This is a genomic window from Natronosalvus halobius, assembly GCF_024138145.1.
GTDB lineage: Archaea > Halobacteriota > Halobacteria > Halobacteriales > Natrialbaceae > Natronosalvus > Natronosalvus halobius.
Genome location: NZ_CP099997.1, coordinates 1,411,394 through 1,435,747, shown reverse-complemented (window position 1 = coordinate 1,435,747; position 24,354 = coordinate 1,411,394). Strand labels below are relative to the sequence as shown.

Sequence of the window (24,354 nt, the reverse complement as noted above, 5' to 3'; positions counted from 1 at the left end):
GCCCCGATCGTTGTGCGGTGATTTATATACGAATGGGCGGCCAACCCCGGCGTGAACTGACTCGAGACGCGATCCGCGCGGCGGTCGTGCGACACGACGGATCGCGATAGCGGTGTGTCGCCTGTCCGCAACGGTCCCGGCCATCGTCGGCCATCCTCTCAGAACCAGGGCTCCCAGTTCTCCACCGCCACCGTCTCGTCTGCTGGAATTCCCTCTCGATCCTCTGGGACGACGACCCAGCCATCGGCGAGCGCGACGCTCGAGAGCACGCCCGACCCGCTCGCTCGCGTGGGAGTTGCGACCAGATTCCCACCTTCGCTCCCGTCCTCACCTTCTTCGTCTGCCTCCTCGACTCCCTCATCCGCCTCGAGCGACACCCGGGCGAACGTTCGCGTTCCTGGCTCGGAGGCGATCTTTCGTCCGAGACGCGCCGTCACTGTCGGATGTGGGGTCGCTTCGGTCCCCTGGACCCACGCGAGCGTCGGCCGCAGGAACTGGACCGCGTTGATGAGACACGCCACCGGGTACCCCGGCAACGCGAGCACCGGCGTCTCCTCGACGATTCCAAGACACACCGGGTGGCCGGGTTTCAGCGCGACGCCGTGAACCAGCACCTCGCCGAGGTCGTCGATCACTTCCGGCAGGAGATCCCGCTGGCCGACCGAGGAGCCGCCTGTCGTGACGACGACGTCCTTCGTCAGATCGCGCTGAATCGCCACGCGAAGCGCCTCGGCATCGTCCGTCACGACCTCGCGGTGGGTCGCGCGTCCGCCCCAGCGTTCGACCAGTCGCGAGACCGTCAGCCCGTTGGTCTCGATCACCTCGCCGGGGTCGGGATCGTCCTGGACCACCTCCTCGCCGGTCGGCACGACGCCGACGGACGGCCGGCTCGAGACGAGCGGTCGGTCGTTCCCTGCCGATCGAAGGAGACCGAGGTCCGAGGGCCGCAGTCGGTGGCCCGATTCGTACAGCCGCTGTCCGGCCTCCACGTCTTCCCCGACGGGAGCGACGTTCTCGCCCTCGGCGACCGCGTCGAGCACCTCGAGTTCGCCCGTCGTCGCGAGGGATTCGGCGTGCTCGAGCATGACGACCGCGTCGGCGTTGTCGGGGATGGCGCTCCCGGTGTGGACCCGACGGGCCGTTTCTGGGGGGAGCGCGGATTCGGGGTCGGGCCGGTCTTCGAGGCGCAAGACCGCGGGCGAGCGTTCGCTCGCACCGAACGTGTCCGCCGCTTGCAGGGCGTAGCCGTCCATCGCCGCTCGTTCGTAGTGGGGGACGTCGACGTCGGCAGTGATCGACTCGCCCAGGACGCGTCCGTCGGCGCGTTCGAGCGCCACACGCTCCTGGTCACACCGGACGTTTCGCGCCTCGAGCGCCGTCTCGAGGGTCGACTGGGCGTCGTCGACGCGGGTTCTGACTCTGAACCCCGACTCCTTGCGGTCACGGTCGGCACCCTTCATACTGCAAAGAGGGGTGGCCGGCGATGAAAAACGTGCGGGTCGGCTGTGAACCAGACGTCTTTTACCTTCACCTACAAATTGGGATTCGAACATGTCCGTCCTGCTCCTCTCTCTGGCCGCCCTCGGTGCGCTCCTCGGCGTCGCACTTCTCGCCTACGGGCTCCGCGAACTGGGCCTCGCCCATCGAATCTTTGCACGCGAGCCGCATACGGTACTCGACACGCCGAACGACGGGTTCGTCGAACTGTCCGGAACCGTGCTCGCCTGGGACGACGTCCTGGAGTCGCCGTTCACCGAGACGGGCTGTGTCGCCGTCGAGTACACCGTGGAGGAGAAACGCCGGAAGTCCACCAACAATGGAAGCCGGACGAAGTGGGTCGAAATCGACGGCGGGACCCGGGTCGTGCCGTTTCGCCTCGAGGACGAGACGGGGAACGTTCTGGTCGACCCGCAAGGGGCGGACCTGCGTCTCACGGTGGACACACGGATTCGCGTCGAGGGTGGCGAGGCGCCACCGGCGCCGATCGCCCGCTACATCGAGCGCGACGAGGACGTGTCCGACGAGAACACGAGCCTCTCGCTCGGGCCGCTCGAGATTTCGACCGGGCGAGACCGGCGCTACCTGGAGCGTCGACTGGACCTGGGCGAGGCGGTTCACCTGCTTGGCACGGCTCGGCGCGACACGACGGCCTCTCGAGAGACGGGCCAGGTGAACGCCGTCGTCGAGCGGTCGGTCCCGCCGGAGCCAGGACTGCTGGCTCGCGTTCGCCACCGCCTGCTCGGCCCACCATTTCTGCTCTTCGACGTGACCGACCGCCGTGCGGCACTCCGCGTCGCGGTCCGGGGGTTGGTCTCGGCGCTCGCGGGTGTTCTGTTTCTCGCCCTCTCCCTCTCTTTCGCCGTCGGCGTCGGCGGTATCTGATCTGCTTGTCGGCATGAGACAGTTGATTGGTACGGGAACGCTGGGTCACCACGGGAGCGAGTGGTCGGGACAGGAATGGTGGGTCTGTATGGAAACGATCGATCACCACGGATACGGTCGGTCGGGACCGCGGCCTTTTTCGTAGCGGCGTTCGAACCTGTCACCATGTCAGCGCTGCGCGACGCCCTCCGGGATCTCTCCGACGCCGCGTTCTTCGATCTCCTCGAGAGCGACGATTCCTACCTCCTCGTGCTCGACGTGCCGGGGGTCGCTGCCGAGACCATCGACGTCGTCGTCGAGGATGGTCGCATTCGGATCGAGGCCCGCCGCCAGAAGGATCTCCCGGGAGAGTACCACTACCTCGAGGAGAACCGCCCGCTCTTTCTCGACGTCGACCTCCCGCTACCCGACGACGCGACGGAGTCGAACGCCGAGGCGAGCGTCGACCGTGGTGTACTCGAACTCACCCTACCGAAACGGGAGGGATCAGACAGGACGCCGATCGACGTCGTGAGCGATCCCGAGGACTCGGCCGCCGAAGACGTCGATGGAGACGCCGACGAGGACGGCTAACTCGGGTGACCTGACCTGGGCACCCTTCGCGCGTATCGACGGTTCGTCGTCGTCGCGTGGCACTTCCTGCCGCTGTTGCTGGCGTACGCTCGCGACCGTCGGCGCTGGCTCGTCTTCGGACGGCCGCGCCGCGTCGGCTCGGAGACCCACCGCGAGCGCGCGGAGGTCCTGCTCGAATCGTTGCTCACGCTCGGTCCGACGTTCATCAAACTCGGGCAGTTGCTTTCGACGCGCCCGGACGTCCTCCCGCCGGCGTACATCGACGTGCTTTCAGCCCTCCAGGACGAGGTTCCCCCGGCCGACTGGGCCGACGCGCGAGTGGTCGTCGAGGAGGATCTCGGCCCGGTCGAGGAGCGGTTCGACGAGTTCGATACCGACGCCATCAGCGGCGCCAGTCTGGGGCAGGTCTACCACGCCTCGGTCGGCGGCGACGATGTCGCCGTCAAGATTCGGCGCCCGGGAATCGAGGCGCTCGTCGAGGCCGACCTCCGGGTGATTCGGTGGTCGCTCCCGGTACTGATCCGGTTCGTCGACGAATCCAGGTCGTTCTCCCTCGGGAACCTGGCCGACGAGTTCGCGAAGACGATTCGCGAGGAGATTGACTACCATCGCGAGGCCCGGATGCTCGCCGAGATCCGCTCGAACTTCGCGGACGACGACCGGTTTCTCATCCCGGAGGTGTACGAGGCCTACTCGAGCGACCGGGTCCTGACGATGGCTTACATCGACGGGACGAAGATCAATCAGGTCGACGAACTCGACGCGAAGGGGATCGACCGCCAGCAGGTCGCGGAGAACCTCCAGCGGTCGTATCTCCAGATGATCATCGACGACGGGGTCTTTCACGCCGATCCCCATCCCGGTAACCTCGCGGTGACCGACGACGGACGGATCGTCTTCTACGACTTCGGGATGAGCGGCCGCGTCGACTCGTTCGTCCAGGACAGGATCGTCGAGTTCTACATCGCAATCGCCAACCAGGACATCGATGCGATCCTCGACTCTCTCATCGCGATCGGGACGCTGAGCCCGGAGGCCGATCGGGCCGTGATGGCCGACGTGATGGAACTCGCCATCGCCGACGCGCGCGGGGAGGACATCGAGCAGTACCGCGTCCAGCAGATCGTCGGCCAGATCGAGGACTCGATCTACGAGTTTCCGTTCCGCCTCCCGAAGAATCTCGCACTCGTGCTTCGGGTGGCGACCGTCGTCGAGGGCGTCTGCGTGACCCTCGATCCCGACTTCGACTTCATCGCCACGGCGACGGACTATCTCACCGAGCAGGGCTACCGAGAGGAGTCGATACAGCGGGTCCTCGAGGACACTGCGGGCGAGGTCAGGGATGCCAGTCGATCCGCAGTCAGGATCCCGCCGAAACTCGAGCGGACGCTCGACCGACTCGACCGGGACGACCAGTTCGTCCGGATCGGTGTCGAGGACAGCGATCAGGTGTTCGCCACCCTGGCGAAACGCCTGGTCTACGGTATGTTGTTGACGATGTCGCTGTTTTCGATGGGTGTCCTCTACGCGCTCGACGCACCCATCGCGGCGGTCGTCGCGGCGGTCTTTTCGGCCGTCCTCTCGATCGTCCTCTACTGGTCGTTCCGGACGCCGAGTTCCATCTCGACGAAACCGCAGTTCACGCGCCAGAACCTCAGACAGCGACGCGAGCAGGAGTAACGTCGCCGTTTCGCAGGTACTTTCGGAGGGGTGCGCAACGAGGCCACACCAACGTTCATCGTCCTGGCAGTTCAACGACGACCATGGATTTCGATCGTCTGGCCGGCCTCGATGTGCGCATCGACGACGTGGAACTCCGTCGCCTGGAGCGCGACACCTCGAGCGAGTTCACGCGGGTGACGACCGAGGTTGCGTTCGCGGGTCCCGGTCCCGCCGACGACGGCCCTGACGACGACCGTGACGACGGTCGAGTCACGGGACGCGGCGAAGATGTCACCTACGACGCTGAGGAACACGATGCCCTCCATCAGGTCGGGTTGCCGACCGACGACCTCGAGGGCGAGTTCACGCTGGCGTCGTTCTCCGACCGCCTCGAGGACCTGGACCTGTTCCCGGCGGGCGCACCGGATCGTGCGGATTTCCGGGACTACCGGCGCTGGGCGCTCGAGAGCGCGGCACTCGACCTGGCGTTGCGCCAGGCGGGAACCTCGCTCGGGGACGCACTCGATCGCGAACCGAAACCGCTCCGCTTCGTCGCGAGCACCCGTCTCGGGGAGCCGCCGTCGACCGACCGAGTCGAGCACCTTCGCGAAGCCGTGCCGTCCCTCGAGTTCAAACTCGATCCGACGCCTGAGTGGACCGACGCCGTGATCGAGGACCTGGTCGAGACCGACGCCGTCCGAATCCTCGACCTGAAAGGGCAGTACGAGGGGACCGAAGTGGACGTGCCAGCGGACCCGGAGTTCTACGAACGCATCCTCGAGTCGTTCCCCGAGGCCGTGATCGAGGATCCAGGCGTGACCGAGGAGACGCGCCCACTGCTCGAGGCCCCGGAGGTTCGCAACCGACTCTCCTGGGACGCCCCGATTCACGGCGTCCAGGACGTCGAGGCCCTGCCGTGGGAGTCGCGATGGCTGAACGTCAAGCCCTCCCGGTTTGGCTCGCTCGAGTCGCTGCTCGAGACGATCGCCTACTGCGAGGAGCGCGGGATTCGGTGTTACGGCGGCGGGCAGTTCGAACTCGGCGTCGGCCGCGGGCAGATTCAGTTGCTGGCCGCGCTGTACTATCCCGACGGCCCCAACGACGTCGCCCCCGGCGTCTACAACGACCCCGAGGTCGCCGATGGGTTGCCACCGAGTCCGCTCGAGCCACCGGCGGACGACGAGCGGGTCGGATTCCGGTGGTAGCAAATCGGGTTTCTGAGGTAGTCGAGTCGGGTTTCTGAGGTAGTCGAGTCGGATTTCGGTGGTCGTAATTCGGGTTTCTGGGATAGCGAGTCGGTGCCTCTTTGCCGTCTCGTCCCTCTCATTTTGGCATGCACATCGAACCCTTCGGCCTCGAGCGCTGGTTCGCCGAGTACGAACACGAGGCGGACATCATGCTCGCCGAGAGCGGAATTCGGAGCCTGCCAGCGAGTCGCTTCGACACCGATCCCGGCGATCTGGGGTACGTAATTCCGACCGACGGCGACCCCGACCTCCGGGCCGATATCGCGGACCGGTACGACCGCGAGGCCGACGAGGTGCTCTTCACCGTCGGTACCCAGGAGGCGAACTTCCTGGCGTTTCTGTCCCTGCTCGGCGCCGACGCGTCGTCGTCGCGACCGAGGGGGGACGGCCACGCCGTCGTCGTCACACCCACCTACCAGGCGCTCCACGCGGTTCCCGAGGCCGTCGGGGAGGTTACGCGCGTCTCGCTCGAACCGCCGACGTGGGAACTCGAGGTGGACGCGGTCGCCGACGCGATCCGTCCCGACACCCGGATTATCGTCCTCAACAACCCGAACAATCCCACGGGGCGGTACCACCCGCTCGAGCGAGTCGAGGCACTCTACGACCTGGCAGCGGACAACGACGCCTATCTGCTCTGTGACGAGGTCTACCGCCTGCTCGCCGACGACCCCCTGCCGCCGGTCGCCAGCCTCGGCCCTCATGGGCTCTCGACGACCAGCCTCACGAAGGCCTACGGCCTCGCCGGGACCCGATTCGGCTGGCTCGTCGGCGACCGTGAGGTGATCGAGGCCGCCTGGACCTGGAAGGATTACACCACCATCTCGCCCTCCATCTTCGGCCAGCACGTCGCGAAGCAGGCCCTCGGCGAGCAGGAAGACGACATCCTCGATGAGAACCGTGCCCTCGCGGCGGCCCACCGCGACCGCGTTCGCGAGTTCGTCGACGCCCACGGCCTCGAGTGGTACGACCCCGTCGGCGTCAACGGGTTCGTGACGATTCCCGACGGCTTCGAGAACGGGACCGAGTTCTGCCGGACGGTCGTCGAAGAAGAGAGCGTCGTGCTCGCGCCGGGCGACCTCTTCGGCTTCGAGGACTACTTCCGCATCGGGTATGGCCTCCCGACCGAGGAACTCGAGGAGGGACTCGAGCGGGTGAGTCGCGTGATCGGGTAAGTCAAAAGTTCGTTACCTTCGACTGGATTCGGCCGTCGTCGATCTCGTCCACGTCGTTGTTCTCGTCCACGTCGTTGTTCTCGCCCACATCGTCGACGCCGATCTCGGGCTAGGAACCGAGAAACCGCCGTCGATCCACGACGAATTCGCCGACGGAGGCGGCGACGTGGAATCTCTCGTCGCACCACGAACCAGCGCCACCTGGACGCCGCGACTCGCGATACTCGCTGTCGCGCCAGATCGACCGCCCGAGGCCGTCGACTCGACACAGAGCACGATTCAATCCCTTTATCACGTTCGATTGAGTACCCCGCTGTATGGCGAAACAGCAAAAAGAAGTTCGCGACCTCGGCGAAGGCGGCTACGTCCTGATCGACGACGCAGCGTGTAAAATCGACTCCTACTCGACGGCAAAGCCCGGCAAACACGGCAGCGCCAAGGCCCGAATCGAGGCTCGAGGCGTCTTCGACGGCAAGCGACGATCGCTGTCCCAGCCCGTCGACGCGAAGATCTGGGTCCCGATCATCAACCGCAAACAGGGTCAGATCGTCTCCGTCGACGGCAACGACATGCAGGTCATGGACCTCGAGTCCTACGAGACCATTACGATGCGCATCCCCGAGGACGTCGACGCGTCCCCCGACGACAACATCGAGTACCTCGAGATGGAAGGCCAGCGCAAGATCGTCTGATGTACCCGGGGGCGACCGCCGATCGAACGGAGGCGAACTTCGTGGTCGTCGGTGCGCCCCTCGATGCATCGACGACCTTCGCGCCGGGGACCCGCTTCGGCCCCCGACGCATCCGCCATTTTTCGGAGACGTTCGACGACTACGACCACCGGACGGGCCGTCGATTCACCGACTGCGCCGTCCACGACGCGGGCGATGTGCACGCCTGGGACGCAGTAGACGAGTACCTCGAGTTCCTGGAGGGCACTCTCAGGGACGTCCACTGGGACGACGCCGTCCCCCTGATGCTCGGCGGCGAACACACCGTCTCGGCGGCGGGTGCGGGCGCGGTCGATCCGGACGTCTTCGTCTGCCTGGACGCCCACCTCGACTTGCGAAGCGAGTACGACGGCAATCCGCTCAGTCACGCCTGCGTGACCCGCCGCATCCTCGATCCTGACGACTACGACGACGCACCCGACATCGACGTCCAGGAGGCGATCATCCTCGGCGCGCGGACGGGGAGCGAAGAGGAGTGGCAGCGCGCGAGCGAGGACGACGTGACCGTCGTCGCTCCAGAGGACGTGCCGGCGTTCGTCCCCCAACTCGAGGACCGCCTCGAGGGTCGGGAGGCGTACCTCAGCGTCGACATCGACGGCGCCGACCCGGCCTACGCGCCGGGCACGGGGACGATGGAGCCGTTCGGCCTCGAGCCCCCGACGATGCGCGACGTCGTGCGGACTGTCGCACCACAAGCTACCGGATTCGACGCGGTGGAGGTCAACGACCGCGACGACGGACAGGCCGCCTCGCTGGCCGGGAAGTTGCTCCGGGAGTTCGTCTTCTCGCGCGTCGACGCGCTCGAGTCGTAGTCCGGGCTATCTGGACAACTCGAGCCGTAGCCCGGATTCTGAATACCGAATTCTCCAAACCTCGGATGCTCTGAACTTCGGAATTGCTCGGTGTGACAGCCGACCGATTTGGAGTCCTGTGTGGTATTACTATATATTTTATAGTATTGAACACAGTGGGGGCGTACGCGTACTGTGCCCCTTGACCGTTCTCGTTTCGAACTCATGCTGTTCGCGTCGTATCGGCCGACACAGCGGTCACCCTCGGGCCTCGTCCCCGTGACGCAACGCAAAAATAGCGGACGCCCGTACGTCGAGGTGATACGAGGATGACGCTCTCCGAGGACGCTCGCGATCGACTGGCGGACGTGGTGGAGCTACAGCCGACGAAAAACAGCGAGTTGCAGGATCGGTGGAACCTCGAGAGCGGGAGCGAGGTCCACCAGTTCCTCGAGAACGAACTGGGTGAGTACTACTTCCGGGACGACAACAGCCTGATTCGGGCGACCCCCGAGGCGGCAGACCTGGTCGATGTCGAACCCGGCGTCGTCAGCGAGGAAGGCGAGGGTCCGCCCTCGCGGATCCGCGTCCCCGAACTCCAGGCGCAAATCGTCGAGGTGCTCGCTGGACCCGAGGAGCGTTCCCAGAGCGTCGTCGCCGTCCTCCACGCCCTCCGGGACTCGTTCGACGTCGACCCCGACGTCGATGAGGTCCGATCCGGCCTTCAGAGCCTCCGGCGCAAGGACGTCGTCGAGGTCGAGTATCGGACGGTCCCCACGTTCCGGCTGGCCGTCGAACGCGACGACCTCGAGGTCGACATTTCGAGGTAACTGCCACAAACCTCGACCCGCAGCCCGCCCACTACCGGGCGCCTTTTTATCCCACGAGCGAGTCGGGCCGGTATGGACCACAGCGAACTCGCACCCCTGATCGACCACACCGTCCTCGGCCCCGAGACGACGCCGTCGGACGTCGAACGCGTCCTGGACGAGGCTGCAGAACACGGAATGAACGCCTGCATTCCGCCGTACGCGGTCGGAGATGCCGCCGAAACCCACCCGGACGTCACGCTCGCGACCGTCATCGGCTTCCCGCACGGCCAGCACGGCCACGAGGTGAAACACCTCGAGGGCGAACTCGCCTGGAAGGCCGGCGCCGACGAACTGGACGTGGTGATCAACGTCGGACTCCTGCAAGCCGGCGAGACGGACGCGGTCGAGGCCGAACTCGAGGAACTGGTCGCGGCCGTCCCCATCCCCGTCAAGGTGATCATCGAGACGGCGCTCCTGACCGACGAGGAGAAGCGCACGGCCTGTGAGGCGGCGAAGGCGGCCGACGCGGCGATGGTCAAGACGTCGACCGGATTCGCCGATGGCGGGGCCACCGTCGAGGATGTCGAGTTAATGAGCGAGTACCTCCCCGTCAAGGCGAGCGGCGGGGTTGGGAGCTACGAGGAAGCACTGGATATGATCGACGCCGGCGCCGAGCGAATCGGCGCCTCGAGTGGGGTGGCGATTCTCGAGGGTGCTCCGGACGCCTGATCGGCGTCCCCGACCGGTTTCGGGGGAGCGCCCTGTCTCAATCCCAGGCGCGAGGCCAGGTATCCGACGCGCGCATCCCCGGTTCGTAGTGCAGTTCTCGAAACGCCTCCTGGAGATCCGCGGCGTCGATTCGTGGCGGGGTTCGCCTCGAGAGTGTGCGAACCAGGACTGCCGCGAGCATGGCGTGCGTTCGAACGTTTCGCGGGTCGACCTTGTCGCGGGTATCGGCAGCCGTGTGCCCCCAGCCGCGCCCTCGCTCGCCGCCGCTGGACGGTTCGCTGTGTAACTGGAGGGTGGGCACGCCGGCCCGGAGGAACGGCCAGTGGTCGCTGAACGGGTGTGGATCGGTCTCGTGAACGACGGGCTGGCCGTAGCGTTCCCCGATTTCGGTCGCCAGGGCTTGCAACGGGTCGGAGGCGTGGGAGTACGCCTGCAGGTTCCGGAACCGGCCAGCCCCGTCGACGTTGACGACGGCGCGGACGGACTCGAGGTCGAGGCGCTCGGCCAGGGCTTCGGCGCCCAGTAGTCCAATCTCCTCGCAGCCGACGGCCGCGACGCGGACCCGACACCCGAGATCCGACTCGACGGCGGCGAGAATCGAGGCGGCACCGAGGATCGTCGCGACCCCACAACCGTTGTCGAGGGCCCCTTCGGCGATGTCGTGGGCGTCGTAGTGAGCGAGCAGGAGGAGTTCGTCGTCGGTATCCGGGCCGAGGGTGCCGACGACGTTCTGGCTCGAGCCGTCCATGGTCGTCGCCTCGACGCGGAGGCTGGCCCGGGCCGTCGCGGATTCGTCCGCACCAGCCACCGGCGAATCGGCGTACTCCGTCAACCAGTCGTGGGTCTCCGCGCTGACGCCGATTCCGGGGATGGCCGCCTCACGGTCGAACCGTAACGACCCGGTCGGCGGCAGTTGACCGGGAACGTGGTTGGCGAAGACGAACCCCCGCGCGCCGGCGTCGACGGCATGACCGAACTTCTCCATGCGGTGGACGAACCGCTGGCCGGCCGGGGTGGTCGTGCTCGCGACGACGATGGCTCCCTCGACGGTCTCGCCAGCGGCGTCGATCTCCTCCGGGGTTCCGTAGCCGACATCGACCAGCGGCGCCTCGAGGTCCGCAGCCGGGGCGTACGGGAGCGCGAGCGCCTCGAACTCGCGCTCGACGGGTTCGGTAACGACGAACGTCGTCTCTCCGCGTTCCCAGTACTGGATCGGAAACGACTCGAGACCGACGTTCGTCACACCGACGCGTTCGAACGCCTCGGCGACGAGGTCGGCCGCTGCCCGTTCGCCCGGCGACCCGCCCATGCGGCTCTCGAGCTGGGTGAGTTCGGTCAACAGCGCCCACGGTCGGTCGTCGGACCAGGCCCGCCCGAGCGCCCGTTCGAGCCGACTCGAGTCGTCCGGTTCGGTCGGTGTGGTCATATCCGGTACCTGGACTCGAATCGAGAAAGTCGTTGGGTTGGCGCGAGAGACAGGCAGGCACCTAATATGTGAATTCTGACACGAATTTCCGTGATTCATTCGATCGTGTCACTTCTCCCCAACCCCGTGAGACGGTCACAGACGCACGATACTGTCCCCCATGAGTCGTGTATTCACGCAAGTACTTTCACAATCCCGAGCGTATCTGTGAATATGAACACAGGACTCGTCGTCGTCGACGACACGGACCGACATCGATCGCTGCTCGAGACCGCCGGCGAACTCGCCGCCGGGGCAGACGCCGAACTCGTCTTGCTCCCCATGACCACGACGGACGAGGTCGACGCCGAACGCGAGGCAATCGGCCAGGTTAGCGACGCTCACGTCGCCGCCTACGGCACGGACACGATCGAAAACCGCCTCTTCTACAATACCGGTCAAGTGGCACGGGAAGCACTCGAGACCGTCGAGGGCGAGGTCGACTTCACCGTCGTCCCGAAGATCGTCGACGCGAACACGGAGGCGACGGCGATTCTCGACGCCGCCGAGGAACACGGCTGCGATCACATCTTCCTCGTCGGCCGCAAGCGCTCCCGGACCGGGAAGGCCCTCTTCGGCAGTCTCGCCCAGACGATCATGCTCACCTTCGACGGGCAAGTGACCGTCGAACTCGAGTAAGCCACCCCCCCAACCCACGATTTTCACGTCCCGGCGTTCGACCCGTATCGACAGCCTCTTTCACCCGCCGCGCTCGAGTGTGGATATGACCGACTACTTCGAAGTCCACGCGCGCGACGGGGCCGCGCGCCTGGGCGAACTCCGCCTCGAGACGCCGCGGACGACCCCGGCACTCGTCGGCGACCTGCTCCAGGACGGCGGCTCGCTGTGGGCGGCCGACCGCAGGGTTCCGGACGGCGACGAGTCTTCGCTGACCGTCCTGCCCCACCGCGGTTTCCCCGGTGGGACGGCCGAACCCGTCCGCGAGTCGTTCGCCGTCGACTACCCCGACGTCTCCTACCCGAGCGTTGCCGTGATCTCGAGCGCCAGCCCCGCCGACGAGGGAACCGACGCCTACGCTGTCTCCGACGTGCAATCCATCGTCGGCCACGGGGCCGCGCTCGTCGAGGCCGTGGTCTCGGTCCGAGAGGCCATCCCGTCCGACACCGCACTGGTCTTTTCGGGCGTCGCGACCCCCCGGAACGTCGCCCTGCTCGCCTACGCGGGCGTCGACTGCTTCGACGCCGCCAGAGCAACGATCAAGGGTACCCAGGGCAAGTACCTCACCACCGAGAGCGAGTACTTCCTCGAGGACCTCGATGAGTTGCCGTGTTCGTGCCCGGCCTGTCAGAGTCCCCGCGAGGAGTTCACCCGAGCGGACTGCGCCGAGCACAACCGGAACGCCCTGGCCGCGGAACTCGCGGTCGTTCGCCAGCGGATCCGGGACGGCCGCCTGCGCGACTACGTCGAGGGCCAGGCTCGCCAGGAACAGTGGCTCACCGCCGCGATGCGCGAACTCGACGCGCAGTGGACCTATCTCGAGGAGCGAACGCCCATCCTCCGGGAGGCGGACCTCGACGCGGCGACCGAGGATACCCTCAGACGCGTCGAGATCCAGCGCTTCGCCGACCGGGTGACCAGCCGCTACCGCAACCGGTTCGACGCACCGCTCGTGCTCGTGCCCTGCTCGGCCCGCAAACCCTACAGCGAGTCCCAGAGCCACAGCCAGTTCCACCGGGCGATCCAGTGGCGCGCCCACCTCGTCTCGATGACCTCGCCCATCGGTGTCGTCCCCCAGGAACTCGAGACGACCTACCCGGCCCAGCACTACGATACCGTCGTGACGGGCCGGTGGTCCGCCGACGAAAAAGGGTTCGTCGCCCGCGTCCTCCGGCGCTACCTCGAGCGAAATGCGTACCCGCGAATCGTCGCCCACGTGCCCGACGAGGGCTACCGCGACATCGTCGAACGCGTCCAGGACGAACTCGACCTCGACGTGACCTACACGGTCGATCGTGGCGCCCACCCGACCGACGACGAGGCCCTGGCGAATCTGAGCGATGCCCTCTCAGGCGAGTCCGCCTATCAGAAGCGCGAACGCGAGCACAACACCGTCCGGGCGCTCGCGGACTACCTGCTCGGCGACGGCGCCGGCGACGACCTCTTCGACGAGTTCCGGACGACGAGTCACTATCCGCGACTCCAGATTCGGGATACCGATTCCGAGGAGACGCAACTGGCGACGATGGTTCCCCAGTACGGCACCCTGTCGTTCACGCTCGAGGGCGCGAGACGCTGGGTCGAGAGCGAGGCGCCGACGAAGCGCCTCGAGATCGACGGCTTCGTCCCGCAGGGAAGCGTCCTGGCACCGGGGGTCGTCGACGCCGACGACGACATCAGAGTCGGCGACGAGGTCGTCGTCGAAGGACCGAAGGCCTTCGGTATCGGTCGCGCCGAGATGTTCGGCCGCGAGATGGTCGAGAGCACGCGCGGCGTGGCCTGTGAGATTCGCCACGTCCAGGAGAAATGAGAACCGGATTTTTCGACGGTTTTCGAGGCAACAACACTGAAGAAACCACCCTTCGTAACCACTCGAAGATGGCGTACTATCGGGGGACCGTATTCGGCGAGGTTACGCTCACCGAGAGCGTCGACGAACTGATCCGCGGCGAGTGGGCGTTCGAACGGCTGTACGATAGCTCGACGGAGGCGTGACCCGCTCGCCGCGATGAGCACGCTCGCGTTTCTCACGTTCGGCTGTTTCGCTCTCGGGGCGAGCGCGCTCGTATTTGTCCTCGTGGCCAACCTCGAGACCCAGCCGGAGTATCCGCCGGCCATGACGACCACGATGCGGATTATCGGCGGGCTCATCGCCCTGTCTGGCGGTGTACTGGGCCTCGTCTTCCTGGGGTACGCGTTTCTCTCGTACAGTGGTCTGTGAGCCGTTCCAGTGCGTGTCATGGTTTGGGATCATCACCACGTCTGGAGCTCAGTACGGCGGTTCGATGTCCACGGTAGCCGTCAGGTCGTCCCCGAGACACCGTCAGGGAGACCATACCTTTTCATCACCATCCGTCGAACTAGTCTCGATGGACTACTCTCCGGAGTCCAGACCGGTGCTGGTCGCGGTGGCGAACCCCCAGCACGCCGAGCAACTGGTCCGGACCGCCAGCGACCTCGCCCGCCTCCTCGAGAGCCACGTCACGATCGTTTCAGTCGCCGTCAAACCCAGTTCCTCGCCGTTCTCGGTATACAAGGACGAAACGATCGTCGAACGCTTCGCCCAGGATACCCAGGAACTCCTCGATGCGGCAATCGCGGTGGCCCCCGAGGACGTCCCGATCGAACGCGAGATCGTCGTCGGTCGGACGATCGCCGACGGCGTGCTCAAGGCGATCAGACGCACCAACGCGCGCGCGCTCGTCATCGGGTGGCACGACAGTCGGAGTCGAACCGACGCGATCCTCGGCACGAACCTCGACCAACTCATCGAGAACGCACAGTGTGACCTCTACGTCGAGCGAATCGGCTACGAAGCGAACGGCGTCGATTCGATCCTGGTGCCGGTGGCCGGCGGTCCCCACGTTCGACCGGCGACGCTCGTGGCGAAGGCCATCGCCGCCCGCAACGACGCGACAGTGCACTTCCTCTCGGTCGTCGAACCGGACGTCGACGTGGACGCCGCGCGCGACCACCTCGAGGCAGGGGTGCAGTTGCTCGAGGATGCGCCCGATTCCCCCTTCGGTCCCGATATCCGGGTCGAGACGGCGGTTCGAACCGGCGAGGACGTTCCCGTGACGATAGCGGAACTGGCACCCGATCACGACGTGATCGTCTTCGGCGTGACGCGTCAGGGGTCGATTCAGCGGCGACTCGTCGGGTCGATTCCTCAGCGGGTCATCCCTCGAATCGACGAGACGGTCATCCTCGCGCGTTCGGGTGCCGTCGTTAGCCCGTCTCGTCTCGAGAAATTCAGGGGATTCTGGAGACGAGGGTAACGGTGACGACGATGCTGGAACTGACGGTCGTACCGGCGGCGACGTTGACGTTCTGGACGTTCGTCGGACTCGCGACGATAGCGTGCCTGTTCATGGCGTGGTCACTCGGTGCGAACAGCAACTCGCCTCCGTTCGCGCCGGCGATCGGTGCCAACGCGGTTTCGACGCTCCGAGCCGCCTTCCTGATCGGAATTCTCGCCGCAGCCGGTGCCGTCACGCAGGGCGGGAGTATCTCCGAGACAGTCGGGGCCGAACTCATCAGCGGCGTCGCGATCACGCCGCTGGCCGCGACGACGGGACTGCTGGTCGCGGCGACGTTCATGTCGTTCGGCGTCTACTCCGGCTATCCGGTTCCGGCCGCTTTCGCGACGACCGGCGCGATGGTCGGCGTCGGCCTCTCGCTTGGCGGCGAACCGGCGTTCGGCACGTACCGACGAATCGTTACGTTCTGGTTGCTCGTCCCACCGTCGTCGGGCGGAATCGCGTTCTTAACGGCGAAACTCCTCCGCAGAGACGACATCCCGGAAACCGTCGGCGTTCCGGTGCTTGCGGCCGTCGTCGCGGGTATTCTCGCCAACATTCGACTCGGGGTGATCCCCCATCCCGACCGCTCGCAGGGATCAGTCGCGGAACTTGTCTCACACGCGCTCGGGAGCCCGACAGTCCTCGGCGTCGATCTGTCCGTCGTCGGGGCGACCGTCGTGTTCGCCGCCCTCGGCTTTCAGTTCATCCGTCGGAAAGTGGTCGCGTCGGTCGAACGGGGTATTCGGTCCTTCCTGCTCGTCCTGGGCGGGATCGTCGCGTTCAGTAGCGGCGGCAGTCAGGTCGGCCTGGCAACCGGGCCGCTCGAGGCGCTCTACGGGACCGAACTCGGACTTCCGAGCGTCGTTTTGCTCGTCATCGGCGCGTCGGGAATCCTGGCGGGGGCGTGGATGGGGGCGCCGCGATTGCTGCAGGCGACGTCGCGAGAGTACGCCCAGCTGGGGGTTCGGCGCTCGATTGCGGCGCTCGTGCCGGGGTTCGTCATCGCCCAGGCGGCGATCGCGCTGGGCATTCCGATTTCGTTCAACAACATCATCATCTCGGGCGTGATCGGCGGTGGGCTGGCCGCCGGGTCAGCCGGTGTCTCCCGGCGAAAAATCGGGGTGACGGTGCTCTTCTGGGTACTCACGCTGGTTACGTCGATTGGAATTGGATTCGGATTCTACCGGCTGTTGTCGACGCTCCTGGGGACGAGTTGAGGATGGGTTCACCGTCACCGAACGACCGTCACCGTCACCGAACGACCGTCACCGTCACCGAATGACCGTCACCGTCACCGAACGACCGTCACCGACACGGGCGCTTCGCCGACCACTGTCGTCGCCACGGTACCGAGCAGGCGCCGAACGACGCCCATCCTGGGGCCGCCGTGGCCGCCCAGGACGACGTGATCGACATCTTCGGTATCGACGTACGCGAGGATCGTTTCGGCCGGCTCGCCGGTCTCGACGGCCGTTTCGATCGTCCGCTCCTCCGCAGCAGCCCGGTGATGGGCGCGTCGAATCGACTCCTCGGCGTGGGTGCGTGCTGCCTCGAGTCGCTCCTCGTCTGCCTCCAGGACGCCGCCTTCGCTCATGGTCGCGTCGAGCGGGGTGACGACGTTCAACACGGTGATGGGACAGTCGAAGGTCTCGAGGGCGTGTGCGAGCGCATCGTCGGCTAACGGTGAGCCATCCAGCGGGACGAGTACGTGTGCCGGGGCCACGCATTCCCGTTCGAGGGCCAGCGGCTTGTATATCTCCCTGTCCGACGGGACCGGGTCCTGGGAAACGAAAGTGACCGTTCCGTGAGCCGAACGCCGTTACCTGGCCCGAAAGCGTGCTTTCAAGTCCGACGACGCGAAAGCGATCACCATGAGTCAGACCCCAGCCCCCGGCGATCGAATCCACGTCGATCGCTCGGGCCGGACGTACGAGGGCGTACTGCTCCCCTCGAGCACCGACGAGCACGTCGTGGTGAAACTCGAGGGCGGGTACAACGTCGGCATCGACCGCGAGGAGGCAACCCTCGAGGTGCTCGCCGAGGACGTCTACGACGTCGAGCGCGCGCAGGCAGAGTCCGATGCTACCTCAGAAATCGAGTTCGACGAGAAACTCCCCACCATCGCGCTCATCTCGACCGGCGGCACCATCGCCTCGACGGTCGACTACCGGACGGGCGCCGTTACGGCCCAGTTCGACGCCGAGGACGTCCTCCTGGCGGTCCCCGACCTGGCGGGCCGAGCGAACTACCGCGGCCGGGTCGTCGCCAACATCCTCTCGGAGAACATGGAACCGCCGATCTGGCAGGACCTCGCCGAGTCCGTCGCCGAGGAGATCGAAAACGGCGCCGACGGCGTCGTCGTCATGCACGGCACGGACACGATGCAGTACTCCGCGTCTGCGCTCGCCTTCATGCTCGAGACGCCCGTCCCCATCGTCTTCACCGGTAGCCAGCGCTCGGCCGACCGGCCGTCCTCGGACAACGTGATGAACGCCGTCTGCGCCGTCGAAGCTGCGAAAAGCGACTGCGCGGAGGTACTCGTCTGCATGCACGCCAGCGAGAGCGACACCACCTGTGCGCTTCACCGCGGCACCAGGGTCCGAAAGAACCACACATCGCGCCGGGACGCCTTCGAAACCGTCGGCGCCGAACCGGTCGGCGAAGTTGACTACGACGACGAAACGGTCTCCTTTCAGGGCGAGTACCGCGAACGCGACGCGGTCGACCTCGCCGTCGAGGCTGACCTCGAGGAGGACGTCGAACTGCTCAAGTTCACCCCCGGCATGGACCCCGCCTTCCTCGACGTCGCCGCAGGGTCGGCGGGCCTGGTCCTGGAGGGAACCGGACTCGGCCACGTCCACACCGACCTGATTCAAAAAGTCGAGGAACTGGTCGACGAGGGCACGACGGTCGTCGTGACCAGCCAGTGTCTCGAGGGGCGGGTCTGTGACCGCGTCTACGACACGGGCCGGGACCTGCTCGCGGCGGGCGTCCTGGAGGGCGAGGACATGTTGCCGGGCACCGCGAAGGTGAAGCTCATGTGGGCGCTGGCGAACGCCGAGGACCCCGAGGAGGCCATGCGAACCTCGCTCGCGGGAGAGGTCCAGGAGCGATCGGTGCCGTGGGAGAGCCAGCGGTGAGCCATGCACGACAGTCACACTAAACCCGACGCCGGGACAGACGCTGACGACGCCCACAGCGACCTCGACATCCGGCAGGCCACGCTCGAAGACCAGGACGCCGTCGTCGAGTTGACGAGCGACATCTGGACCGACCGCGGCGGGGACTACCTCCAGTACGTGTACCCGGACTGGATCGAAGACCACGACGACGACCACAAACGGACGTTCCTCGTGGACGCGAGCGGGAGTGACGCTAGCGACGTCGCCGTCGCCGGACTCGTCCAGGCGGTCATGCTCTCGACCGACGAGGCCTGGTTCCAGGGGTTGCGCATTCACCGCGACTACCGCCGCCGCGGCCTCAGCCGACGCCTCAATCGGGCGTGTTTCGACTGGGCGCGCGAACGCGGAGCGACCGTCGGCCGACTGATGATCTTCTCCTGGAACGCACCCGCGCTCGGAGCGTCCCGGTCGGCCGGATACGAACCCGCGACGGAGTTTCGCTGGGCTCACCCCGCCCCCGACCCCGATGCGTCTGGTCCCGATCCGGTGTCGACGGCCGACAACGCGGCCCGGGCGTGGCGCTCCTGGAGCCAGAGCGGGGCTCGAGACCACCTTCGGGGGCTGGCGCTCGACGCGGACGAGTCGTGGGCCCTGCGGGAACTCACCCGAGCGGACCTCGAGCGATTCGCTGCCGACGAGGGCGTGTTCACGGTCGACCGGCCGAGCGGCGTCGCCGGTGTGAGCTACCGGAACCGGACCTACAACCGGGAGACGGAGGCAGGCGAGACCGAACACTGGATCGAGTACGGCGTCAGCGCCTGGGACGACGTGGACGCCGCCCGTTCGCTGTTCGCCGCGATTGCCAGGGACGCGGCCCATCTCGACGCCGACCGGACGCGCGTCCTGATTCCCGAAACGGTCGAAGCCGTCAGTGACGCCTCGTTCGCGGGGGCGCCGATTTCGGACGAGCCTGATTTCGTCCTCGAGGTGGATCTTAGCGGCTCTCACGGGCAGGTCGAGTGAGGGCTCGCCTCGATACGGGCGTGTGCTCGAGTCGTCGTCTGAATCGGGATCCACCATTATCCCTCCGCAACGGGAACGCACTATCTCCACCTTCGAAACGGGAACGCACTATCTCCACCTTCGAAACGGGAACGCACTATCTCCACCTCCGAAACAGAATTCACCATCTCCACCTCCAAAACGGAACGCACCACCGCAACCGCGACACGACGAAAGGATTAACTGTCGAGGCTCGGAGCCTCGAGTATGTCGCTCGGAGACGCCCTGTTTGCCTACGAGGAGAAACACCTTCCACCGGTCGTCGTGGTCACGACGGCGTTGTTGATCGTTACGCTCGTCGCTGGAGCGGCGATTCGACTGGTGTTGACGCTCCTGTTGTGACTCGCGGATGTTTCGCGATCAGTACTCAGCCTCTGATCGATACCAATACCCAGGCCCGGACCCCGATCAGCCGCCGCTAACCGGCGGAAACAGCGCCAGTTCGTCCCCCGCCTCGAGTTCCGTCTCGAGTCCCTCCTCCTGTGATCTGACGTCAGCACCGTTGCGAAGGAGGTTGATCTGGGAGCGCAACTCGCCGTCCTCCAGGACGCGCTCGGCCAGCGCCGGTCGGTCCTCGAGCAGGGCATCGAGAGCGTCCCCGACGGTGTCGCCTGGCTCGGCGGCCACGGACACCTCGCGGTCACCCGCGTGCTCGGCGAGATCCGCGAACAGCTTCCATTCCAGAGAGGTGGATGTGGACGTGGTCATACATCGCGATTATCGTCGCTGGAGGCAAGTAGCTACCGCTCGCGCTCCCGCTCTCGAAGTCGGGTCCGGACCTGGGCCAGTTCGTCTGGCCGACCCATGACGTAGCAGGCGTCACCGACCTCGAGACGCCGGTCGCCGTCGGGGAACGGCACCAGCGCAGGAGTCGTTCTCGACCGATCGTCTTCCGACGATTCGAGCACGAGCGGGAGTCCAGGAAGCGCGTCGACTCGGGCGTCGACGAGGGGGTCGTCGGCCTCGATTGAGACCGTCGCGACGGTCGCATCGGCCGTTCGCAACAGGGCCCGGAGCCCCCGACTCGCGTCGGCCGTGCTGGGCCGCGTCACGAGTCGGAACTCGCGATCGGGTTCGAGGTCGGCGGCGTCGTCTTCGCCGATTGCGAGCGTGACGACGTCCCCCGCGGTCGCTCGGAGGTCCGCCGTCGCGATGCGGCGACTGTCTGCGCCGTCGGCGGCCCAGACCTCGACGACGTCGCCGGGGCTGGCGTCCGGGGCCGGATCGGCGCGAACCGCAACGGCGACCGACCCCGGCGCGAGAGTCGGCCCGATCCCCGACGGAACGCTCCCGACCGCGAGGTAGTCGACCGTCCCGTCCTGACTCACCTCGAGGTCGACGTAACCGATGCCGTAATCGGCCTCGAGGCGGCCGACGAGGCGCTCGCGCAGGGCGGCGACGGTGAGTCCGCGGGGAAACAGCAACGTCTGACCGGCGACGGCGGCTTTCGTGTCGTCGTCGACCGGATCGTAGCCCTCGGCGTCCTCGATTTCGTCGGGGAGGTCGACGGTGATGACCCGCCCGGCTGACCTGACCAGCCGGCTCACGTCGTCGATGGTTCGGGTGGTTGCGACGGTGCCGACGTCCGCCGCCAGTCCGTCGCCCGTTCGGCGGCCGCCGTCGGCCGCAATCGCGCTCGCGGCGAACGACACGATGGTAAAGGTCGCCGTCAACGGGTCGAGCACGTCCGCGTCGCCAAGAATTGCGGACTGCAGCGCGGTCTGGGTGTTCAGCCACAGGGCGACCGCGACGAGCCCCGACAGGACCGCGACGCCATCCGGGATGCCGTCACCGCTGTACCACCGGTAGACGAACGCCACGCCGGCGCCGATGGCCCCCGAGAGGACGACGAACCCGAGAATCCGAACGACCGCGTCCAGGACGAGCTCCGACGTTTCCGGCGGTACGAGGGCGATTCCGTCGACGAGGAGGCTCGGGTTCGTGAACGAGGCGTCGATCATCGTACCCCCTCGGTGCCGGTCGCTCGCGTCTCCGGCTCCAGGAACGCCTCGACGTCGGGTTCGCGACCGGCGACGTACACCTCGTCGCCCGGCTCGAGCGGTCGCTCGATGTCGGTGCTGAACTGCCAGTTTCGCGCGGTGCCGGCATCGCCCGCGTCCGGCCGCCGCCGGGCGAGACAGACGAGGTCGCTCCCCTCGGAATCGAGTCGACGAACCGCGTCAGCGGTTCGAAGCGCGGCACGTCTGATCGCGTAGCCGGCCTCTCTGAGGCGCGAAAAAGCCTCGAACGCGTCTTCGGTTGCTCGTGCGCACACCGTAAGGCGGACCGACTCGGCGCCGAGGACGGTTCTCGCGCGTCGTCGTGGCAGGGAGACCGTGACTCGGCCGGTACCTCCGGCGGTGGCGAGCCGGGGTGCGTTCGCTGTTGGTGGGGTAGCTGATTCGTCGTCGCTCGAGGGCGCGTCGCTCGAGTCGCCGACCGCGGGGGCCTCAGTCGCGTCGTCGGCCGAACGCGACTCGTCGACCTCCGTTCGGACGCTACAGACGGTGGCTCGGACGGGTTCACCGTCGGCGTCGAGGACGACCTCGTCGCCGCGGGCCGTCCCGGTCGGGACGAGCGTCGTGACCGAAACCGCCCGGTGGCCGTCGGGAATCCGTTTCGAGAGACCGCTCGAGGGCGGGGCGGCGGCGATCGTGGCCTGACCACGTTCGTCGATCGAGACGTCGACGTCGGCGAGGTCGTGATCCGTCCGGAGGCGCTCTTCGAGGCGAACCGCGAGTTCCGACAGCGGGAGGTCGGCTGGGAAGCGCCACGAGCCGGTTTTCAGCGTCGATCGAAGCGCGGGCGACAGCGGCGGGTACCCCTCCAGATCGTGAATCTCGCCGGTGGGTCGGACGGTCACCTGACCCACGCTGCCGACGAACTCGACGACGTCCGCCGAGAGCGTCCGCTGGCGGAGCGCCGTCAACGAGAGGTGTCGAGGAAGTTCGGCGCCGAGTTTGTCCCCCTGGTTGTGGGCGTACAGCGCGAGCATCAACACGACCAGGACGGCGACGAGCAGGCGGGGCGACTGGGTGATGTCGGGTTCCACCAGTCCGAGGAGGCCGCCCTGGACGCTCGCGATGGACAGGGCCATCACCACGACACCGAAGCCGGGGAGGCCGACGCCTGTGAAGTACCGGACCAGGAAGCCGAGCGAGCCGGCGGCGAAGGCGGGCACGATGCCGGTCAGCAGTCCCAGGTACAGACCGAGGAGAATTTCGAGCGGAAGCGTTGCCATGGGTTGTGACAGTCACGGATCGAATAAACCAGTACCGACCGCGGCGAGCGCCTCGAGTCGCCGTCGCCAGGCGAACGCTCCGAGCGATTACCCGAAACCGTGTCGTTTAATCGCTGGCCGACGACACATCGAGTATGGTCGGCGAGCGCGTGGCCCGGCGATTGCCACAGAACTGGACCTGGATCGTCGGGACGCGAGCAGCGGTGCTTCTCTCGCTGGCCGTCGCCCTGCTGTCGGTCGCAACTGGAATCGTCAACATCGAACAACCGGCTGCGGACTTCGGGCCCGTCGCCACCTACGTCCCGACGATCATCCAGCAGGGCGTCGGCTTCACCGGTGCATTGACGGGATTTCTGATGGTCGCGAGCGCGCTCGCGCTCCGACGCGGCCTGCGGGTCGGCTGGTACGCGACCGTCGTCTTGCTCCCGATGACGGCAATTCAGGGGCTCCTCCAGGCGAGCCCCTATTCGATTCCCCTGGTCGTCCTCTCGCTGATTTCGCTCCCGACGGTGCTCATCACTCGCCGGCAGTTCGACCGCGAGCTCGGGTTGACGACGACCCAGCTAGCCGCGGGTGGGGCGCTCGTCGGTGTCCAGGCCTACGGTACCTTCGGCGCGTTCGCCCTCCGGGAGGACTTCGACGGCATCTCGAACCTGCTCGACGCCTTTTACTTCACGCTCGTCACCTCGAGTACCGTCGGTTACGGCGATATCGGCCCGACCTCCCCGGACGCACAGCTGTTCACCATGTCCGTCGTCGTCCTCGGCGTCGCCAGTTTTGGTATCGCCATCGGGGCGCTGGTCGGCCCGGCGATTCAGGCGCGGATCACGAAGACACTCGGAAAGATGACAGAATCACAGCTCGAACTCCTCGAGAACCACATCCTCGTCCTCGGTTACGGCGAGTTGACCGAACCGATCGTCGACGAACTCAACGCGGCCGGCCGCTCGTTCGTCATCGTCACGAACGACCGCGAGGCGGCGACCGAGCTCGCCGAACGGGACATCCCCGTCGTAACGGGCGACCCAAGCGACGAGGCACCCCTCGAGCGGGCCCACATCGAGCGTGCGGTCGCCGCCGTCGTCGCGACGAACCACGACGCCGAGGACGCGCTCTCCGTGCTCACCGCGCGCGAACTCGCGTCGGACCTGCGAATCGTCGCGGCGGCGACCGATCGGGAGAACACGACCAAACTCGAACGTGCCGGTGCGGACGCCGTCCTCAGCCCGGCAGTCCTGGGCGGGAGCCTGTTGGTTCGCTCGGCTCTCGGGAGCGACAATTCGGCGCTGATCGATCGCATACTCGAGAACGAGGAGTGATGACTCGGCACTGATCGATTACATTCTCGAGAACGAGGGCCGACGACGCCGGAAAGCGAACGC

24 protein-coding genes and 1 pseudogene are annotated in these 24,354 nt (G+C 66.6%); 19 read left to right on the top strand and 6 right to left on the bottom strand.

The window, feature by feature from the left end:
- Positions 1–158 precede the first annotated feature (158 nt).
- On the bottom strand, positions 159–1,460 hold the full coding sequence (locus tag NGM15_RS06955) for a molybdopterin molybdotransferase MoeA (protein WP_253437048.1): 1,302 nt from the start codon (positions 1,458–1,460) through the stop codon (positions 159–161).
- Positions 1,461–1,551: 91 nt separating this feature from the next.
- Here NGM15_RS06955 and NGM15_RS06950 point away from each other — a divergent pair, with 91 nt between their 5' ends.
- From NGM15_RS06950 to deoC, 9 genes are all read left to right on the top strand, one after another.
- Positions 1,552–2,382 carry a GIDE domain-containing protein gene (locus tag NGM15_RS06950; RefSeq protein ID WP_253437045.1) on the top strand — a complete coding sequence of 277 codons (831 nt, stop codon included), beginning with the start codon at positions 1,552–1,554 and terminating at the stop codon, positions 2,380–2,382.
- 165 nt (positions 2,383–2,547) lie between these two features.
- The gene (locus tag NGM15_RS06945; protein ID WP_253437042.1) at positions 2,548–2,955 is read left to right on the top strand and encodes an Hsp20/alpha crystallin family protein; all 408 of its coding nucleotides are present in this window, start codon (positions 2,548–2,550) and stop codon (positions 2,953–2,955) included.
- Positions 2,956–3,030: 75 nt separating this feature from the next.
- Positions 3,031–4,635 carry an ABC1 kinase family protein gene (locus tag NGM15_RS06940; protein ID WP_253437039.1) on the top strand — a complete coding sequence of 535 codons (1,605 nt, stop codon included), beginning with the start codon at positions 3,031–3,033 and terminating at the stop codon, positions 4,633–4,635.
- An 83-nt stretch (positions 4,636–4,718) separates the two neighbouring features.
- On the top strand, positions 4,719–5,822 hold the full coding sequence (locus tag NGM15_RS06935; protein WP_253437036.1) for an enolase-like domain-containing protein: 1,104 nt from the start codon (positions 4,719–4,721) through the stop codon (positions 5,820–5,822).
- A 128-nt stretch (positions 5,823–5,950) separates the two neighbouring features.
- Positions 5,951–7,039 (top strand): aminotransferase class I/II-fold pyridoxal phosphate-dependent enzyme, encoded by a 1,089-nt coding sequence (locus NGM15_RS06930; RefSeq protein ID WP_253437033.1) that lies wholly within the window; start codon positions 5,951–5,953, stop codon positions 7,037–7,039.
- Positions 7,040–7,356: 317 nt separating this feature from the next.
- The gene (locus tag NGM15_RS06925; RefSeq protein ID WP_253437030.1) at positions 7,357–7,731 is read left to right on the top strand and encodes a translation initiation factor IF-5A; all 375 of its coding nucleotides are present in this window, start codon (positions 7,357–7,359) and stop codon (positions 7,729–7,731) included.
- Entirely contained in the window at positions 7,731–8,582 is an 852-nt protein-coding gene (locus NGM15_RS06920) for an arginase family protein (RefSeq protein WP_253437028.1), read from the top strand. The genes NGM15_RS06925 and NGM15_RS06920 overlap by 1 nt, the downstream gene beginning before the upstream one ends.
- 308 nt (positions 8,583–8,890) lie before the next feature.
- On the top strand, positions 8,891–9,391 hold the full coding sequence (locus NGM15_RS06915) for a DUF5797 family protein (RefSeq protein ID WP_253437025.1): 501 nt from the start codon (positions 8,891–8,893) through the stop codon (positions 9,389–9,391).
- 72 nt (positions 9,392–9,463) lie between these two features.
- Entirely contained in the window at positions 9,464–10,102 is a 639-nt protein-coding gene (deoC, locus tag NGM15_RS06910; protein ID WP_253437022.1) for a deoxyribose-phosphate aldolase, read from the top strand.
- A 37-nt stretch (positions 10,103–10,139) separates the two neighbouring features.
- On the opposite strand, the gene NGM15_RS06905 is transcribed toward deoC, so the two are convergent.
- Complete coding sequence (locus NGM15_RS06905; RefSeq protein WP_253437019.1) at positions 10,140–11,528, bottom strand: M28 family metallopeptidase; 1,389 nt, start codon at positions 11,526–11,528, stop codon at positions 10,140–10,142.
- Positions 11,529–11,741: 213 nt separating this feature from the next.
- On the opposite strand from NGM15_RS06905, the gene NGM15_RS06900 reads away from it, so the two are divergent.
- From NGM15_RS06900 to NGM15_RS06880, 6 genes and pseudogenes are all read left to right on the top strand, one after another.
- The gene (locus tag NGM15_RS06900) at positions 11,742–12,206 is read left to right on the top strand and encodes a universal stress protein (RefSeq protein WP_253437017.1); all 465 of its coding nucleotides are present in this window, start codon (positions 11,742–11,744) and stop codon (positions 12,204–12,206) included.
- An 85-nt stretch (positions 12,207–12,291) separates the two neighbouring features.
- Positions 12,292–14,055 (top strand): archaeosine synthase subunit alpha, encoded by a 1,764-nt coding sequence (gene arcS, locus NGM15_RS06895; protein WP_253437014.1) that lies wholly within the window; start codon positions 12,292–12,294, stop codon positions 14,053–14,055.
- 74 nt (positions 14,056–14,129) lie between these two features.
- Positions 14,130–14,240, top strand: a pseudogene (locus tag NGM15_RS18895) (ArsR family transcriptional regulator); the annotation flags it as partial.
- 13 nt (positions 14,241–14,253) lie between these two features.
- The gene (locus NGM15_RS06890) at positions 14,254–14,466 is read left to right on the top strand and encodes a hypothetical protein (RefSeq protein ID WP_253437011.1); all 213 of its coding nucleotides are present in this window, start codon (positions 14,254–14,256) and stop codon (positions 14,464–14,466) included.
- A 148-nt stretch (positions 14,467–14,614) separates the two neighbouring features.
- Positions 14,615–15,523, top strand: coding sequence for a universal stress protein (locus NGM15_RS06885; RefSeq protein WP_253437010.1), 909 nt, complete (start codon positions 14,615–14,617; stop codon positions 15,521–15,523).
- 11 nt (positions 15,524–15,534) lie between these two features.
- A complete protein-coding gene (locus NGM15_RS06880) occupies positions 15,535–16,764 on the top strand; it encodes an inorganic phosphate transporter (protein WP_253437007.1) in 1,230 nt (409 codons plus the stop codon).
- Positions 16,765–16,838: 74 nt separating this feature from the next.
- On the opposite strand, the gene NGM15_RS06875 is transcribed toward NGM15_RS06880, so the two are convergent.
- Positions 16,839–17,270: a universal stress protein gene (locus NGM15_RS06875; RefSeq protein ID WP_253437005.1), complete on the bottom strand. Its 432-nt coding sequence runs from the start codon at positions 17,268–17,270 to the stop codon at positions 16,839–16,841.
- A gap of 148 nt (positions 17,271–17,418) precedes the next feature.
- Here NGM15_RS06875 and gatD point away from each other — a divergent pair, with 148 nt between their 5' ends.
- From gatD to NGM15_RS18685, 3 genes are all read left to right on the top strand, one after another.
- Positions 17,419–18,687, top strand: coding sequence for a Glu-tRNA(Gln) amidotransferase subunit GatD (gene gatD / locus NGM15_RS06870; RefSeq protein WP_253437003.1), 1,269 nt, complete (start codon positions 17,419–17,421; stop codon positions 18,685–18,687).
- Positions 18,688–18,690: 3 nt separating this feature from the next.
- Positions 18,691–19,692 carry a GNAT family N-acetyltransferase gene (locus NGM15_RS06865; RefSeq protein ID WP_253437000.1) on the top strand — a complete coding sequence of 334 codons (1,002 nt, stop codon included), beginning with the start codon at positions 18,691–18,693 and terminating at the stop codon, positions 19,690–19,692.
- Between the two features lie 246 nt (positions 19,693–19,938).
- Positions 19,939–20,073 (top strand): hypothetical protein, encoded by a 135-nt coding sequence (locus NGM15_RS18685; protein ID WP_256499207.1) that lies wholly within the window; start codon positions 19,939–19,941, stop codon positions 20,071–20,073.
- 66 nt (positions 20,074–20,139) lie between these two features.
- On the opposite strand, the gene NGM15_RS06860 is transcribed toward NGM15_RS18685, so the two are convergent.
- The 3 genes from NGM15_RS06860 to NGM15_RS06850 are packed head-to-tail and all read right to left on the bottom strand — an operon-like array spanning position 20,140 to position 22,972.
- Positions 20,140–20,439 carry a ubiquitin-like small modifier protein 1 gene (locus tag NGM15_RS06860; RefSeq protein WP_305882004.1) on the bottom strand — a complete coding sequence of 100 codons (300 nt, stop codon included), beginning with the start codon at positions 20,437–20,439 and terminating at the stop codon, positions 20,140–20,142.
- 32 nt (positions 20,440–20,471) lie between these two features.
- Positions 20,472–21,692 (bottom strand): DUF8167 domain-containing protein, encoded by a 1,221-nt coding sequence (locus NGM15_RS06855; RefSeq protein ID WP_253436997.1) that lies wholly within the window; start codon positions 21,690–21,692, stop codon positions 20,472–20,474.
- Positions 21,689–22,972, bottom strand: coding sequence for a DUF8167 domain-containing protein (locus NGM15_RS06850; RefSeq protein ID WP_253436994.1), 1,284 nt, complete (start codon positions 22,970–22,972; stop codon positions 21,689–21,691). Before NGM15_RS06850 ends, NGM15_RS06855 begins: the two co-directional genes overlap by 4 nt.
- A 134-nt stretch (positions 22,973–23,106) precedes the next feature.
- Here NGM15_RS06850 and NGM15_RS06845 point away from each other — a divergent pair, with 134 nt between their 5' ends.
- Entirely contained in the window at positions 23,107–24,291 is a 1,185-nt protein-coding gene (locus tag NGM15_RS06845) for an NAD-binding protein (RefSeq protein WP_253436992.1), read from the top strand.
- Positions 24,292–24,354: the final 63 nt, after the last annotated feature.